Here is a 15,877-nt window from a genome sequence, read left to right as displayed (position 1 = left end):
CGGTGGTCGGTGACCGCCGGCCCGGAGTCGTTTCACGGCGGGCTCAGGTGGTCGGGGGTGGGAGGGTCGCCGGGTGCCAGGTCGGGGTCGGGGTCGTGGGGTGGGCGGTGGCGGTGTGGAGCTGGGCGTCCAGGCCGAGGGCCGCGGTGGTGGCCGTGCCCGTCGAGTCCAGGAAGGCCGAGGGGGCGCCCGCGTAGAGCATGCGGGACTCCGTCCAGGCCGGGGGGCCGCCCAGGGTGGTCGTGGAGACGGTGCCCGTGTCGGCGCGGCCCGCCAGGAGGCGGCCCGCGACGCCGACCGCGCCGTAGCCCGCGCGGCCGCCGGACTCCGAGACGCCGGAGACCTGCGGGGCGCCCGGGCCGGCGGTGACCAGGGCGCTGCGCACCACCCCGGAGTCGGGGCGCCGGAAGTAGAGGCGGATGCCCGCGCCGTCCCGGGCGGCCGTGAGGGGGACCGTGGTGGCGGGCAGGCCGGTGGGGTACGGGCCGGCGAGCGGGGCGTCCGGGGTGGGCTGGGTCCAGGCCAGGACGGATGTGGTGGTGGTGGCGTAGACGTGGCGGCGGCCCGCGGAGTCCGTGACCGCCGCAGGGTCGCTCTGGAGGTCCTCGCCGCCCAGCTTCTGCCAGTCGGTGAAGGCGCCCGAGGGCTGCTGGACGCGGGCCCGCAGGGTGCGCTTCGTGTCGCGGAGGTAGACGGTCAGGCGGCCCGCGCCGTCGACGGCGGCCGCGGGGGCGCTGATGGCGGAGGTGCCCGGTTCGTCGCCCGCTTCCGGGGTGCCGAGGGACTGCCAGGGGCCGAACGGGCCGTCGGGGGCGGCCTGGACCGCGTACACCACCTCGCGCCGGTAGTCGGCCGGCCGGATCCCGAGGACGGTACGGGTGGCCAGGACCGCGACGCGGCCGTCGGGGAGGCGGGCGGTGGTGGCGCCGGAGTCGATGCCGGTGCCGGGGAGCAGGGCGGGGCCGGTCCAGGTGCCGGAGCGGTCGCGGGTCCAGACGGCCATCCTGCCGTCGAGCGCGGCGAAGGCCCAGAGCCGGCCGGGGGTGCCCTCGGTGAGCCAGCCGGCGTTGTCGGCGCGGGCGTAGCGCAGGGACTGGGCCCAGTTGCGGCCGGTGGGGCTGCCGGCCACCTTGCGGTCGCCGCAGCCGTCGGGGGAGCCGCAGTAGTCGGCGTGGTCCTGCCAGGCGTACGTCTTGAGGTAGCCGATCTTCGTCTCGGCGGTCTGCGGGTCCAGGGCGTGGGGGAGGGTGCCGTTGTGGTAGCCGAGGTAGTTCTGCACCGAGAAACGCGGCCGGTCGGCGACCCGTTCGGCGTAGGCGGCGGTGGCGGCCTGCACGAAGCGGGCGCCGTACATGTGGTCCTGGTGGTCGGTGTACTTGCCGGTGGCCGGGTAGCGGTTCGGCGTCGGGTCCTGCATCCGTATCGTCGTCGGCCTGTACCGCTCCAGGATGCCCGATATGGACTGGATCAACTGGTCCTTGGTGTACGAGAACGGCTGCTTGACCGGGGTCCCGGTGGTGAGCTGGGCGCCCAGCGCCGGTATCTCGCCGTTCCACAGGCCGCGCAGGCTGTCCGGGTTCTCGGCGGCCGGGTTGCGGGCCTCGCGCAGCTGGAGCCAGACCAGGTTGACCTGGGGCCGGGCGACGAGGACGTCGAGTTCGGCCTGGCCGCCGCCGGCGGTGGGTATGACCGTACGCTTCCAGGCGCTCGTGCGGTCCCCGGTGGCCATCTGGGCGTAGGCGGAACGTATGCCGTTCTGCCGGGCCTCCGCGTAGCGGGCGCGGTCGGCGGGCTGCTGCGGGTCCTTGGCCTGGCCGCCGTTGGCCTCGTTGCGGCCGTCGGCCTCGCCGGAGGTGAGGTAGGCGGTGGTGACGGGGAGTCCGGCCAGCAGGGAGCGGCTGAGGTCGGGGTTCATGAAGAACAGGTCGTCGTCGGGGTGGGCGACGACCTGGACGACCGTGCCGGAGGTGGTGCTGGCGGGCAGGAGGGCGGACGGGTCCTTCCCCTGGGTGGCCTCGGCGGCCGTCTGCTGGCCGGAGGCGATGGAGAGCACGCCGGAGGCGCCCAGGGTGAGCATGGGGACGACGGCCGCGAGGAGGAAGCGGCGGCGGGAAACGGGCATCGGTTACGCCTTGGGGTCGTTCCGGATGGGAAGAACCGCTGTGTAGTCACTGAGAGGCGAAATCGGGCGAGTTGGTTCACCGATTCCACCGATGACGCGCGTTTTCCGAAAACGACCGGGTGTGATTGTGCACGGGCGGCGGCGTTCGTGCGCGCGTCCGCCCGGATCGTGGACGCCCGTCGGCCCTGCGGCGGGCAAGGACGGTCCGGCTACGGGGTGTTGGTACTGGTCTGGCACGGATGGTGTCTGTCCAGACGGTGCGCCGGATATGCCGGGGCGAGGGGCGAGGGGCGAGGGGCGAGGGGCGAGGGGCGGGGGGCGGGGGGCGGGGAGGGGGCGTTCGGGGGCGCTCCAGGGGCGCTACGGGGCCGTGTTGCGCGGCCCCACCGGCTGCCAGGGCGCCAGGTAGGCGTCGGGCTCGTCCGCGGACGAGGTGACGTACAGCCGCGCGTCGAGGCCCACCACCGCCAGGCTGACCATGTTCTTCCCGGTCATGGTGCTGGACGGGGCGCCCACGAACATCAGGGGCGAGCGCTGCCAGGGCTGCCCCTCGCCGACGTCCGCGCCGAGGAGCCCGCCCGCCGAGCGGCCGGCGAGGACGTGCCCGCTCGCCGTCACGGAGCCGAATCCCTGGAGGCCGCCGAGGTCGGTGAGGCCGGTGGCCTTCAGGCCCTCGTCGCCGGTCATCAGGGCGGTGCGGACGTTGCCGGAGCCGGGCTTGCGGAACCAGACGCGTACGCCGCCCTCGCGCCCCTCCGCCGTGATCGGGAGGGTGGTCTCGGGCAGGCCGGTGGGGGTGGCGGGGCCCAGCGGGGCGCCGGGTTCCGGCTGCACCCAGCCGGTCACCGACTTGGTGGTGGCGGCGAAGACCATCCGCCGCCCGGCTCCGTCGGTGCCGGTGACCGGGGTGCCGTGCAGGTCGGCGCCGCCGTGGGCCTCCCAGGGGCCCCAGCCGCCGTCCGGGCGCCGGACGCGGCCGCGCAGGGTGGAGGCGCCGTCGCGCACGTAGACGGCGAGGGCGCCGGTGCCGTCGACGGACACGGCGGGCGCGCTGATGTCGGAGGTCCAGTCGGCGTCGGAGGTCTCGGGGGTGCCGAGCGACTGCCAGGGGCCGAACCCCTCCGAGCCGGGAGCCTCCTGGACGGTGTAGACGACCTCGCGCCGGTAGTCGGCGGGCCGGTCGCCGAAGGAGGTGCGGGTGCCGAAGGCGGCGATGCGGCCGTCCTTGAGGGTGACGGTGGATATGCCCTGGTCCATCCCGGTTCCGGGGAGGAGGGTCGGGCCGGTCCAGCGGCCTATGAGGCCGTTGCGGTGCCAGAGGGCGACCTGGCCGTCGAGGACCTTGAAGGCCCACAGGCCGTGCTCGGCGTCGGAGGTCAGCCAGGTGGTGCCGGTGCCGCGCGCGTAGTTGATGGACTGGGTCCAGCCGTTGCCCGAGGGGTGCTCGGCGACCTTGAGGTCCCCGCAGCCGGCCTCGCTGCCGCAGTGGTTCTCCTTGTCCAGCCAGGCGTAGGTGTCCAGGATGTCGAGCTTCTCCTTGGCCTCGCCGGGGCCGAGGGCGCGGGGCAGGGAACCGTTGAAGTAGCCGACGTAGTTCTGGACGGCGAAGTGCGGGCGCTCCTTGAACTGCTCCGCGTACGCTTCGGTGGCCATCTGCACGAACCGGGCGCCGTAGAGGTGGTCCTGGTGGTCGGTGTAGCGCTTGGAGTCGTGGAAGCGTCCGGGGGTCGGGTCCTGGGTGCGGATGGTGGTGGGGCGGTAGCGCTCCAGGATGCCGACGATCGTCTGGACGACCTGTTCCCTGGTGTACGCGAACCCGTGCCGGACGGGGCTGCCGGAGGCGAGCACCGATTCCAGCCGCGGTACCTTGCCGTCCCACAGGCCGTGGAGGCTGTCGGGGACGTCCTGGTAGACGTTGCCGGCCTCGCGCATCTGGAGCCAGACGAGGTTGATCTGGGGCCGGGCGACGAGGACGTCGACCTCGGCGTGGCCGCCGCCCTTGGTCGGGATGACGGTGCGCTTCCAGGCGCTGCTGCGGTCGCCGGTGGCCATCTTGGCGTAGGCGGCGCGGATGCCGTTCTGCCGGGCCTCGGCGTAGGCGGGCTTGTCGGGCCGGGTGGAGGCCGCCCTGCCGGAGCCGGCGTTGACGCCGTCGGCCTCGCCGGAGGTGAGGTAGACGGAGGTCACGGGGTGGCCGGCGGCTATGGAGTACCCCAGGTCGGGGTTCATGAAGTACAGGTCGTCGTCGGGGTGCGCGACGATCTGGAGCACCCGGCCGGGGTCGGGGGCGTCGGGGGAGGCGGAGGCGGAGCTGCGGGGATCGGCGGCGGCGGGCGTGTCGAGGGCGGTGAGGGCCTCGTTGCCGCGGAGGATGAGCATGCCCCCGGCGGCGGTGGCGGCGAGCACGGCGACGGCCTTGACGACCGCGCGGGCGCGGGGGTGTCCGACGTGGTGGTGGCCGTGCCGGACGGTCGCGGCGGCCTCGCGGGGCGCCCCAGGAGCGGTGGGGGCGGGGTCGGGGGCGGGCGCGGCGGCAGGGCGCGAGGACGGGGGTCCGTCGGACATGGGGCTCCTCGCGGCCGGTCGGGCGGGGACCGGGCCCCTGACGCACAGATCTAGAGAGCTATAAGTAAGCAGATAATCCGATAATCCGCCTCATGATATCGGCCACGGTGCCCGGTGAGTCGAACGCCTGCTCCGGCTAGGCTCGCTCCGGGAGAGGACCGGACCACGGACGGAACCGGACCGGCGGCGGCGCGTCGGGGACCCCGGCCGCGCGTGACCGGCGGCACGGGCCGGCCGGTCGGCACCGGCCGACCGGCGACGGCGCCGGGTACGGACCAGCAGGCAGCGACAGACTCGGGAGGCGGCGGGATGACAGTCCCGGGACGCAGGAGCAGCACCTTCATCCGGCTGCTGCGGAGCGGATTCACCGACCCCACCGCCGCGGCCCGGCTCCTCGACGCCGACGCGCTGGCCGCCGTACGCGCCGACCCCGTACTCCTCGACGCCCTCGGCGCCACCGCCGACCCCGACCTCGCCCTCCTCGGCCTCGTCCGCCTGGCCGAAGCCCAGACCGCCGAGGACCTCCCGCTCCTCCTCGACACCCTGGTCAGCGCCAAACCCCTCCGCGACCGCCTCCTCGGCGTCCTCGGCGCCTCCGCGGCACTCGCCGACCACCTCGCCCGCCACCCCCGCGACTGGCAGGCCCTGGTCACCTACGAGGCCGCCGACCTGCACCCGGGCCTGCCCGAGTTCGAACGCGGCCTCGCCGACGCCCACGACCCCGTCGCCCTGCGCATCGCCTACCGCCGCTGCCTGCTCTCCATCGCCGCCCGCGACGTCTGCGCGACCATAGACGTCGCCCAGACCGCCGCCGAGCTCGCCGACCTCGCCACCGCCACCCTCCGCGCCGCCCTGCGCATCGCCTCCGCCGCCGCCCCCCAGGACGCCGACGCCTGCCGCCTCGCCGTCATCGCCATGGGCAAGTGCGGCGGCAACGAGCTCAACTACGTCTCCGACGTCGACGTGATCTTCGTCGGCGAGGCCGCGCCCGGCACCGACGAGGGCAAGGGCCTCCAGGCCGCCTCCCGCCTCGCCTCCCACCTCATGCGGATCTGCTCCGAGACCACCGTCGAGGGCACCATCTGGCCCGTCGACGCCAACCTCCGCCCCGAGGGCCGCAACGGCCCCCTGGTCCGCACCCTCGCCTCCCACCTGGCCTACTACCAGCGCTGGGCCAAGACCTGGGAGTTCCAGGCCCTCCTCAAGGCCCGCGCCGTCGCCGGCGACCCCGAACTCGGCGCCCAGTACGTCGAGGCCATAACGCCGCTCGTCTGGCAGGCCGCCGAACGCGAGAACTTCGTCGCCGACGTCCAGAAGATGCGCCGCCGCGTCGTCGACAACATCCCCGCCTCCCAGATCGACCGCGAACTCAAGCTCGGGCCCGGCGGCCTGCGCGACGTCGAGTTCGCCGTCCAGCTCCTCCAGCTCGTCCACGGCCGCAGCGACACCAGCCTCCGCTCCGGCACCACCCTCGACGCCCTCCACGCCCTCGCCGCCGGCGGCTACGTCGGCCGCGCCGACGCCGCCCAGCTCCACGACGCGTACCGCTTCCTGCGCACCATGGAACACCGCATCCAGCTCCACCGGCTCCGCCGCACCCACCTCGTCCCCGAGGACGAGAGCGACCTGCGCCGTCTCGGCCGCTCCATGGGCCTGCGCACCGAACCCGTCGCCGAACTCAACAAGGCCTGGCGACGGCACGCCTCCGTCGTCCGCCGCCTCCACGAGAAGCTCTTCTACCGGCCCCTCCTCGACGCCGTCGCCCAGCTCGCCCCCGGCGAGACCCGGCTCTCCCCGGCCGCCGCCGGCCAGCGCCTCGAAGCCCTCGGCTACGCCGACCCGGCCTCCGCCCTGCGCCACCTCGAAGCCCTCGCCTCCGGCGTCAGCCGCAAGGCCGCCATCCAGCGCACCCTGCTGCCCGTCCTCCTCGGCTGGTTCGCCGACTCCGCCGACCCCGACGCCGGACTCCTCAACTTCCGCAAGGTCTCCGACGCCCTCGGCAAGACCCCCTGGTACCTGCGGCTGCTGCGCGACGAGGGCGCCGCCGCCGAGAACCTCGCCCGCGTGCTGTCCGCCGGCCGGCTCGCCCCCGACCTCCTCATGCGAGCCCCCGAGGCCGTCGCCCTGCTCGGCGACCCCGAGAACCTCCAGCCCCGTACCGCCGAGGCCCTGGAGCAGGAGGTGCTCGCCGCCGTCGGCCGCGCCGACAGCGGCGAAGCCGCCGTCGCCGCCGCCCGCGGGGTCCGCCGCCGCGAGCTCTTCCGTACCGCCGCCGCCGACATCATCGCCTCCTACGGCACCGAGGACAGCCCCGCCGAGAAGGACTGCGGCGCCCTCGTCGACCGGGTGGGCGACGCCGTCTCCGAACTCACCGCCGCCACCATCGCCGGAGCCCTGCGCGCCGCCGTCCGCGACCACTGGGGCGAGACCCTCCCCACCCGCTTCGCCGTCATCGGCGTCGGCCGTTTCGGCGGACACGAGCTCGGCTACGGCTCCGACGCCGACGTCCTCTTCGTCCACGACCCCCGCGAGGGCGTCGACGAACAGGAGGCCGCCAAGGCCGCCCAGACCGTGATCGCCGAGATGCGCAGGCTGCTCCAGCTGCCCACCGCCGACCCGCCGCTCCTCATCGACGCCGACCTGCGCCCCGAGGGCCGCTCCGGCCCCCTCGTCCGCACCCTGGCCTCCTACGCCGCCTACTACCGCCGCTGGTCCCTGACCTGGGAGAGCCAGGCCCTGCTGCGCGCCGAGCCCGTCGCGGGCGACGCCGACCTCGGCCGCACCTTCATCGACCTGATCGACCCGCTGCGCTACCCCGCCGGAGGCCTCGGCGAGGAGGCGGTGCGCGAGATCCGCCGCCTCAAGGCCCGCATGGAGTCCGAACGCCTCCCGCGCGGAGCCGACCCCACCCTCCACACCAAACTCGGCCGCGGCGGCCTCAGCGACGTCGAGTGGACCGTCCAGCTCCTCCAGATGCGGCACGCCTGGTCCGAACCCGGCCTGCGCACCACCCGCACCCGCCAGGCCCTGGCCGCCGCCCACGCCGCCGGCCTGATCCCGGCGGAGGAGACCCAGATCCTCGACGAGGCCTGGGTCCTGGCGACCCGCGTGCGCAACGCCGTGATGCTGGTCCGCGGCCGCGCCGGCGACACCTTCCCCACGGACGCCCGCGAACTGGCGGCCGTCGGCCGCTACCTCGGCTACCCGGAGGGCCGGGTCGGCGAAATGCTGGAGGAATACCGCCGCACCACCCGCCGAGCCCGCGCGGTCGTCGACGACCTCTTCTACGGGGCGTGAGCCCGGACGGACTCCGACGTTCCTGACCGGTCCTCAGACTGTCACCGCCTCGTGGTGGAATGTGCCGATGGGGTGGAACGAGTGGGACCAGGCCAAGGCGGACGCGACAGCCCGGCAGACGCCGATGCGGCTCGACCGGTTGCCGGGGGGACCGGCTGACGCCGATCTCGTCGTGCACCAGGACGACCTCGGCGCGGTGGGACACGAGGCCTTCGGCCTGCACGGCAGACTCCTGAAACAGGCCGACATCGCGGGCGCGGGCATCGACGGGCAGGGCTCCGGCTCCACCATGCAGGCAGCCGCGGCCCTGAAGGCGGACGGCTTCGCACTGGGCGCCGAACTGGAGACCACGGTGTCGGTGTGGACCTCGCAGGTCGAATCCGTCCTCCAGGCCTGCGCGCACATCTCGAACCACTTGGACTATTCGAAGAAGGCCCACGCCGCGGACGACGAGGCCATCGCGGCGTCCCTGCGCAACCGGGATGGCTCGGCGGTGTCCGTCTCGCGCCTGACCGAGTACTTCCAGTAGGGGCCCGCATGAACTATGACCAGCTCATTCAGGTCGACCTCAACAAGTTGGGGGCGGCGGTCGCCGACTGGAAGCGGATGGCGGGTGACCTGCAGGGACTCGGTGGCGACGCCCGCGGCGGTTTGAAAGCGCAGGCCGACCGGGCCCGGTGGGAGGGCGTCAACGCAGGTGTGACGCGCCGGTTCGTCGACAAGACGGTGAAGGAGTTCGAAGACCTCCACGTGGAGGCGCAGAGCATCTTCAGCGTGGTGGACGACGCCCATGCCGAGCTTGTGGGACTGCAACAGCAGGCCAAGAGCCTGACCGAGGACGCGAGGAAGAACGGCTTCGCCGTCTCGTCGGGGAAGGACGGCACGGTGGTCATCAGCGAAGCGCTGGAATGCGCGGTGAACCGCAGCCAACGTACGACGGACCTCATGCGGTGGTACGCCGACACGCTCACCGGCATCGTGGCCCATGCGGCGGAGATCGACGCGGCAGCCGTCAGGGCCCTCCGCGCCTGCCACGGCGGCGACCCCCACAACGCGGGGCACGCCGTGTACACCTCACTGGACCAGGACATGCTGCCGAGGGCCCTGAAACTGGCGGCCCTCGGCGGGCACGCGGACGAGAAGCAGCGCAGGGAGCTGCAACGCCTGTGGCAGTCCCTCGGCCCCGAGTCCCGGGCGCAGATGTGGACGCAGCACAAGGGTGACCTGATCGCGGCCGGCCTGCTGACCCCCCAGGTCAAGCGGGTAGCGGCGGACAAGGGCGCGGGGCCTTACCGTTCAGAATCGCCGGGCGCCGCGGACTACTGGAACTTCCTCCAGGCCAAGGGGATGTCCGCCACAGGCGACTTCGTCGGCATGACCGATGCTGCGCGGCACATGGACCACTACCTGCGAGGTTCTGGAACCACGCTTGACCTGGACGTCGACCGCATGCTGGCCGATAGCGCGAACCTTCGCCAGAAGGCGGCGGAACTGCGTGCCGACGAGCAGGAGGAATGGCGTCGCCAGGCATGGGAGGCATTCGAGAAATCGGGCGGTAAACCGGTCGCCATCCCGGTGGAGACCCACAGCGACGGGTACAGCCACGCCGAGAAGCCCGGGAATCCAGACCGGAACTGGTTCCTGGCTGTCGGCAGCGCCATGACGAACTCCACAGGGGTGGTGACCGCGGTGCCCGGTGCTGACGGCAGGCCGCAGGTCAGTATCGACTACCAGGTGAACGTGTGGGACCGCTACAACTGGGACAGCGGGAAGTCCACGCCCATCGGCCCGACCTCGGTGACGGACGCCGACATGGCCCGGTTCCACACGGTGGGGCTGGCCAGAGAATTCGACATGAGAGGCAGCAGTTCGTTGCAGCGGCATGACCTCGACTCCGGCGGTCCCGTCCCGGCTCCCGTGAACCCGGGACGGGACGGAGCCCGGACCGACCTCGGACGCAACGGGGACGCCAGGTGAAAGGCCCAGGACGAAGGATTCGGAGGCTGTGCGCGGCCTTCCTGCTCTCGGCGGGGCTTGCCGGCGGGTGTGCGGGGGTGCCGGGGGCGGGGCGGGCCGTGCCGTACTGGAGGGAGGAGGTCACCGTCGGCGAGGTCGTACAGAGGCTTCAGGTGGGGGTGCCCGCGTCCGCGAGTGATCTGAGGTCCGCGTACCAGAAGGGCTTCCAGGACGATGCGCTGCTCCTGGCCTTCGTGCTGCCCACCGCCGACGTGGACGCCTTCCTCGCGCAGCTGAAGCCGCAGGAGCCGGTGAAAGCGAGGACGAAGTCCTTCGCCGGGCCCGAGCCGGTCGCGCCCTTCGCGCACCTCGGTCTGCCCGAGCCGGACTCCGTGCCCGGCGTGCGCACGGCACAGGTGTGCGCACCGTGCGCGGGAGAGGTCGACTTCATGCACGTGGCGGTGGTGCGGCTGGACGAGAAGAGCAGCCGGGTGTACCTCCAGGCCGTCGACTGAGGCCGTGCCCCGCCGGTCGGTCAGGCCCGGCGGAAGCGGTTCAGGACGGCTGTCGTCGCCGGGTGCGGGGAGGGGTCCAGGGGGCTGCGGGGGAGGCGGTGGGGGAGGGCGCCGTACCAGGTGCGGGAGACCGCGTAGCCGAAGGCCAGGCAGAGCATGCCGCCGAGGGCGTCCAGCCAGAAGTGGTTCGCCGTGGAGACGATGACGACCAGCGTCGCCGCCGGGTAGAGGAGGCCCAGGATCCGGGCCCAGGGGGCCGAGGCGACCGCGAAGATCGTCAGGCCGCACCAGAGCGACCACCCTATGTGCATGGAGGGCATCGCCGCGTACTGGTTCGACATGTGCTTGAGGTTCCCCGAGGCCATCGACCCCCAGGTGTGGTGCACCAGCACGGTGTCGACGAAGCGCCCCCCGTTCATCAGCCGGGGCGGGGCGAGCGGGAAGAAGTAGTAGCCGAGCAGGGCCACGCCCGTGGTGGCGAAGAGGACGAGGCGGGTGGCCGCGTAACGGCCGGGATGGAAGCGGTAGATCCACACCAGCACGAAGATCGTCACGATGAAGTGGAGCGTGGCGTAGTAGTAGTTCATGCCCACGACGAGCCACGTCACCGAGTTGACGGCGTGGTTGACGGAGTGCTCCACCGCGATGCCCAGGCCCCGCTCGACGCTCCAGATCCAGTCGGCGTTCGCGAGCGCGGCGGCCTTCTGCTCGGGGACCGCGTTGCGGATCAGCGAGTACGTCCAGTAGCTGATGCCGATCAGCAGCACCTCGAACCAGATCCGGGGCCGTCGCGGCGCCCGCAGCCGGGTGAGGAGGGAGCGGTCCGGGCCCGGACGGGTCCCGTCCGCGGCCACCGCGGGTGACGCGGCGTCCGTGCTGGTGGTGCCGCCGGCGGTGGCCGGGGTTTCCAGTGTCTTCACGCTCGCTTCACCCATGGGGAGAGAGTCTGCCAGATGCGTCCTCGCCTCCGATCATCCCTCGGGACGGTCTTCGGCGCCCGTCCTCCGCCCTGCGGAGGACACGCCCCCGACGGCCCGCTACCCTGTCCCGCGCCGTTGCCCGGGACCGGACGCCGTCGAGCCGCGCACGACCAGTTCCGGCAGGAACACGAACTCGCTGTGCGGGGCCGGCGTACCGCCGATCTCCTCCAGCAGGGTGCGTACCGCCGCCTGCCCCATGGCCTGCACGGGCTGGCGGATGGTGGTCAGCGGCGGATCGGTGAACGCTATGAGCGGTGAGTCGTCGAAGCCGACCACCGAGACGTCCTGCGGCACCCGCAGCCCCCGCTGGCGCGCGGCCCGGATCGCGCCGAGCGCCATCATGTCGCTGGCGCAGACGACGGCCGTGCAGCCGCGGGCGATGAGCGCCGCCGCGGCGGCCTGGCCGCCCTCCAGGGTGTACAGGGAGTGCTGGATCAGCTCCTCGGCCCCGGCTTCGTCCAGCCCGAGCCGCTCCTTCATCGCGAGCCGGAAGCCCTCGATCTTGCGCAGCACGGGCACGAACCGCTTCGGGCCGACCGCGAGGCCGATCCGGGTGTGCCCCAGCGCCGTGAGGTGGGTGACCGCCAGGTGCATGGCGGCCCGGTCGTCGGGGGAGACGAAGGGGGCCTGCACCTTGTCGGAGAAACCGTTGATCAGGACGTACGGGACGCCCTTGCCGCGCAGCTGGTCGTAGCGGCCCATGTCGGCGGTGGTGTCGGCGTGCAGGCCGGAGACGAAGATGATCCCCGAGACCCCGCGGTCCACCAGCATCTCCGTCAGCTCGTCCTCGGTGGACCCGCCGGGCGTCTGCGTGGCCAGCACGGGCGTGTAGCCCTGCCGGGTCAGCGCCTGGCCGATGACCTGCGCGAGCGCGGGGAAGATGGGGTTGTCCAGCTCGGGGGTTATCAGCCCGACCAGCCCGGCACTGCGCTGCCGCAGCCGTACGGGCCGCTCGTAGCCGAGCACGTCGAGCGCGGCCAGCACGGATTCACGGGTGCCTGCGGCCACACCGGGCTTGCCGTTGAGCACGCGGCTGACTGTGGCTTCGCTGACCCCCGCCTGGGCTGCGATGTCGGCAAGCCGTGCGGTCACGGGATTGGACTGTACCGGTAGGCGGCTCACAAAGCCCACCACGTGCAGGAATCAGGGGGAAGACGCACGGTGCGGCCGTCGGTCTCGACCGGGGCGCTGGAGAGGACGGGGCGGCCCGGGCTCGGCATCTCCACCGCGGTCGGGCGGGTGTTGAGGGTGCAGGCGAAGCCGGGCCGGGTGAAGAGGAGCACCCCCGAGGGGGCCGGGCGCCAGCGCATGCCGCGGGCGAACACCGCTGGTCCCGCCCCCGTACCGGGCCAGTCCTCGGCCTGCCCGCCCTGGCCGGGCAGCCCACCCTGGCCCGCCTCCACCGCGCCCAGGCCCGGCAGGGCGCGGCGCAGCTCCAGGGCGGCGCGGTAGAGCTCCAGGGTGGAGTGCGGGTCGCCGGTCTGCGCGGCGACGGTGAGCCCGCCCCAGCCCTCCGGCTGCGGGAGCCAGCTCCGTCCGGTGCTGAACCCGTACGGGGCCTCGTCACCGGACCAGGGGAGGGGGACGCGGCACCCGTCCCGGAGCCCGTCCTGCCCCTCCGCCTCGGCGGCGGGGCAGGACGCGCCGGCCGGGCCGCCGGCCCCCGCCGCGGGGGAGCGGCGGCGGAAGGCGGGGTCGCGGCGGGCCTCCGCCGGGAGGTCGGTGACCTCCGGCAGACCGAGCTCCTCGCCCTGGTAGATGTACGCCGACCCCGGCAGCGCCAGCATCAGCAGGGCGGCCGCCCGGGCGCGGGCCAGCCCCTGCGCCCCGCCCCCGTACCGGGTCACATGCCGCACGACGTCGTGGTTGGACAGCACCCACGTCGTCGGCGCCCCCACCGCCGAGGTCGCGGCCAGGGACTCGTCGATGACCGTCCGCATCGCCGCCGGGTCCCAGGGGCAGTTCAGGAACCGGAAGTTGAACGCCTGGTGCAGCTCGTCGGGCCGCACGTACAGCGCCAGCCGCTCCGAGGTCGGCGCCCACGCCTCGGCGACCCCGATCCGCTCGCCCCCGTACGAGTCGAGCAGGCGCCGCCAGGAGCGGTGGATGGCGTGCACCCCGTCCTGGTCGAAGAAGGGGAGCGGCTCGGTGCCGATCAGCGTCGCCTGCGCGCCCCGGCCGATGTCCGGCAGGCCGGGGGCCTTGACCATGCCGTGGGCCACGTCCACCCGGAACCCGTCCACCCCGAGGTCCAGCCAGAACCGCAGCACCGAGGCGAACTCCTCCGCCACCTCCGGGTGCTCCCAGTCCAGGTCGGGCTGCTCGGGCGCGAACAGGTGCAGGTACCACTGCCCGTCCGCGACCCTGGTCCAGGCGGGCCCGCCGAAGACGGACTCCCAGTCGTTGGGCGGCAGCGAGCCGTCGACCCCGCGCCCCGGCCGGAACAGGTACCGCTCGCGGGCGCCGGGCACGTCGGCCAGGGCCTCCTGGAACCAGGGGTGCCGCTCGGAGGTGTGGTTCGGCACCACGTCGACGATGACCCGCAGGCCGAGCGCATGGGCGGCGCGGACGAGGTCGTCGGCGTCGGCGAGGTCCCCGAAGAGCGGATCGACGGCCCGGTAGTCGGCGACGTCGTAGCCGCCGTCCGCCTGCGGGGACACGTAGAAGGGGGTCAGCCACACCGCGTCCACCCCGAGCCGGGCCAGGTGCGGCAGCCGCTCGCGCACCCCGCGCAGGTCGCCGACGCCGTCGCCGTCGCTGTCGGCGAAGGAGCGGACGTACACCTGGTAGATGACGGCATCGCGCCACCAGCCGCTGCCCGCCGACGTGTTGCTGGAAGCTCTTGCAAGCGGAACGGCCGTCAACTCGTGGTTCATACCGCAGTCAACGCGCGTACACGCCCCGTGGTTGCGGGCCTGCGGTATCGAAGCCGCCCCGATCCGACAGCAAGCTCCGGCAACCGTAGGGACACACGGATGTAACGATCGCCTCCGCTTGCAGAAAATTGCCGCAAGGCCTTTCCGTCAGCTTTCAGTCTTGTTACGTTCCCTGCAACTCGGGACCGCGAGGGCGCGGCCGGGATCATCGAAGGAGTTCATATGCGGCGTGGCATAGCGGCCACCGCGCTGGTCGCGACCCTGGCGCTCGCGGCGACGGCTTGCGGCGGTGACACCAAGGACAACGGTGGCGAGACGAAGGCCGGCGGCGAACTGACCGGCACCGTCACCTGGTGGGACACCTCCAACGAGGCCGAGAAGGCGAGCTTCCAGAAGATCGCCGAGGGCTTCACCGCGAAGCACCCGAAGGTCACCGTCAAGTACGTCAACGTGCCCTACGGCGACGCCCAGAACAAGGTCAAGAACGCCTTCAGCAGCGGCGCCGACGCCCCCGACGTGATCCGCGCCGACGTCGGCTGGGTCGCCGACTTCGCCTCCCTCGGCTACCTCGACGAGGTCCCGGCCGACCAGGTCAAGAAGGTCGACGCCGAGTTCCTGCCGCAGGCCGCCGCCAGCGGCCGGTTCGACGGCAAGACCTACGCCGTCCCGCAGGTCATCGACACCCTCGGCCTCTTCTACAACAAGAAGATGCTCGCCGACGCCGGCGTCCAGCCCCCCAAGACCCTGGAGGAGCTCAAGACCGCCGCCGCCGCGATCAAGGCCAAGACCGGCAAGACCGGCCTCTACCTGCGCGGCGACGACTCCTACTGGTTCCTGCCGTTCATCTACGGCGAGGGCGGCGACCTCGTCGACGCCAAGAACAAGACCGTCACGGTCGACGGCCCGGCCGGCGTCAAGGCCTTCAAGGCCGCCCGCGACCTGGTCGCCTCCGGCGCCGCCGTCACCAACGCCACCGACGGCTGGACCAACATGCAGACCGCCTTCAAGTCCGGGGAGGTCGCGATGATGATCAACGGCCCCTGGGCGGTCGAGGACAGCTACGCCGGCGAGCAGTTCAAGGACAAGGCCAACCTCGGCATCGCCACCGTCCCGGCCGGCTCCGTCAAGGCCGGCGCCCCGCAGGGCGGCCACGACCTCGCCGTCTACGCCGGCTCCAAGAACACCGCCGCCGCGCACGCCTTCGTCGAGTACATGACCTCCCAGGAGGTCCAGGTCCAGTCCGCCAAGGAGCTGAGCCTGCTGCCGACGCGCACCGCCGCCTACGAGCAGCCGGACGTCAAGAACAGCGAGATGGTCCAGTTCTTCAAGCCGGCCGTCGACCAGTCCGTCCAGCGCGCCTGGATCCCGGAGAACGGCTCCCTCTTCGAGCCCCTCAAGGTCGAGTACACCAAGGCCGTCACCGGGGCGTCGAGCCCCGAGGACGCGGCCAAGGCGGCCGGCGTCGAGTTCCGCAAGATCCTCAAGGGCTGGAAGTAGTACGCACGATGGCTGCTGACACCAGCCGGTCGGTGACCGGGGCCGCGGCCGGCGAGACGACCCTCGCCG

At 72.9% G+C, this 15,877-nt stretch carries 10 protein-coding genes; 5 read left to right on the top strand and 5 right to left on the bottom strand.

Annotation, left to right across the window (positions count from 1 at the left end; all coding sequences use genetic code 11):
* Positions 1 to 43: 43 nt before the first annotated feature.
* Positions 44 to 2,122 (bottom strand): PIG-L family deacetylase, encoded by a 2,079-nt coding sequence (locus WDV06_RS25060; RefSeq protein WP_395512032.1) that lies wholly within the window; start codon positions 2,120 to 2,122, stop codon positions 44 to 46.
* 360 nt (positions 2,123 to 2,482) lie between these two features.
* The gene (locus WDV06_RS25055; RefSeq protein ID WP_395512031.1) at positions 2,483 to 4,687 is read right to left on the bottom strand and encodes a PIG-L family deacetylase; all 2,205 of its coding nucleotides are present in this window, start codon (positions 4,685 to 4,687) and stop codon (positions 2,483 to 2,485) included.
* 309 nt (positions 4,688 to 4,996) lie between these two features.
* On the opposite strand from WDV06_RS25055, the gene WDV06_RS25050 reads away from it, so the two are divergent.
* The 4 genes from WDV06_RS25050 (at position 4,997) to WDV06_RS25035 (ending at position 10,455) form a co-directional block, all read left to right on the top strand.
* Entirely contained in the window at positions 4,997 to 7,984 is a 2,988-nt protein-coding gene (locus tag WDV06_RS25050) for a bifunctional [glutamine synthetase] adenylyltransferase/[glutamine synthetase]-adenylyl-L-tyrosine phosphorylase (protein ID WP_395512030.1), read from the top strand.
* A 67-nt stretch (positions 7,985 to 8,051) separates the two neighbouring features.
* Entirely contained in the window at positions 8,052 to 8,513 is a 462-nt protein-coding gene (locus WDV06_RS25045) for a hypothetical protein (protein WP_395512029.1), read from the top strand.
* Between the two features lie 8 nt (positions 8,514 to 8,521).
* Positions 8,522 to 9,961, top strand: a complete 1,440-nt coding sequence (locus tag WDV06_RS25040; RefSeq protein ID WP_395512028.1) for a hypothetical protein — start codon at positions 8,522 to 8,524, stop codon at positions 9,959 to 9,961.
* A 98-nt stretch (positions 9,962 to 10,059) separates the two neighbouring features.
* Positions 10,060 to 10,455: a hypothetical protein gene (locus tag WDV06_RS25035; protein WP_395512027.1), complete on the top strand. Its 396-nt coding sequence runs from the start codon at positions 10,060 to 10,062 to the stop codon at positions 10,453 to 10,455.
* A 20-nt stretch (positions 10,456 to 10,475) separates the two neighbouring features.
* Here WDV06_RS25035 and WDV06_RS25030 read toward each other — a convergent pair whose 3' ends face one another.
* The 3 genes from WDV06_RS25030 to WDV06_RS25020 form a co-directional block, all read right to left on the bottom strand.
* Positions 10,476 to 11,390, bottom strand: a complete 915-nt coding sequence (locus tag WDV06_RS25030; protein WP_395512026.1) for a phosphatase PAP2 family protein — start codon at positions 11,388 to 11,390, stop codon at positions 10,476 to 10,478.
* A 102-nt stretch (positions 11,391 to 11,492) separates the two neighbouring features.
* Positions 11,493 to 12,527, bottom strand: a complete 1,035-nt coding sequence (locus tag WDV06_RS25025; RefSeq protein ID WP_395512025.1) for a LacI family DNA-binding transcriptional regulator — start codon at positions 12,525 to 12,527, stop codon at positions 11,493 to 11,495.
* Positions 12,528 to 12,553: 26 nt separating this feature from the next.
* Positions 12,554 to 14,311 carry a glycoside hydrolase family 13 protein gene (locus WDV06_RS25020; protein ID WP_395512024.1) on the bottom strand — a complete coding sequence of 586 codons (1,758 nt, stop codon included), beginning with the start codon at positions 14,309 to 14,311 and terminating at the stop codon, positions 12,554 to 12,556.
* Positions 14,312 to 14,533: 222 nt separating this feature from the next.
* Between WDV06_RS25020 and WDV06_RS25015 the strand changes: the two genes are divergently transcribed.
* Positions 14,534 to 15,808, top strand: a complete 1,275-nt coding sequence (locus tag WDV06_RS25015) for an extracellular solute-binding protein (protein ID WP_395512023.1) — start codon at positions 14,534 to 14,536, stop codon at positions 15,806 to 15,808.
* Positions 15,809 to 15,877 lie beyond the last annotated feature (69 nt).

The organism is Streptomyces racemochromogenes, assembly GCF_044129415.1.
In the GTDB taxonomy this organism is placed as follows: domain Bacteria; phylum Actinomycetota; class Actinomycetes; order Streptomycetales; family Streptomycetaceae; genus Streptomyces; species Streptomyces racemochromogenes_A.
Note: the sequence above shows the minus strand (reverse complement) of the source record. Positions and strands in the feature narration are given on the sequence as shown.

What these genes read in the sequence shown, in the direction of transcription:
- WDV06_RS25060 (WP_395512032.1), bottom strand. Translation starts at nt 2,122, where the DNA reads ATGCCCGTTTCCCGCCGCCGCTTCCTCCTCGCGGCCGTCGTCCCCATG.
- WDV06_RS25055 (WP_395512031.1), bottom strand. Translation starts at nt 4,687, where the DNA reads ATGTCCGACGGACCCCCGTCCTCGCGCCCTGCCGCCGCGCCCGCCCCC.
- WDV06_RS25050 (WP_395512030.1), top strand. Translation starts at nt 4,997, where the DNA reads ATGACAGTCCCGGGACGCAGGAGCAGCACCTTCATCCGGCTGCTGCGG.
- WDV06_RS25045 (WP_395512029.1), top strand. Translation starts at nt 8,052, where the DNA reads ATGGGGTGGAACGAGTGGGACCAGGCCAAGGCGGACGCGACAGCCCGG.
- WDV06_RS25040 (WP_395512028.1), top strand. Translation starts at nt 8,522, where the DNA reads ATGAACTATGACCAGCTCATTCAGGTCGACCTCAACAAGTTGGGGGCG.
- WDV06_RS25030 (WP_395512026.1), bottom strand. Translation starts at nt 11,390, where the DNA reads ATGGGTGAAGCGAGCGTGAAGACACTGGAAACCCCGGCCACCGCCGGC.
- WDV06_RS25020 (WP_395512024.1), bottom strand. Translation starts at nt 14,311, where the DNA reads ATGAACCACGAGTTGACGGCCGTTCCGCTTGCAAGAGCTTCCAGCAAC.
- WDV06_RS25015 (WP_395512023.1), top strand. Translation starts at nt 14,534, where the DNA reads ATGCGGCGTGGCATAGCGGCCACCGCGCTGGTCGCGACCCTGGCGCTC.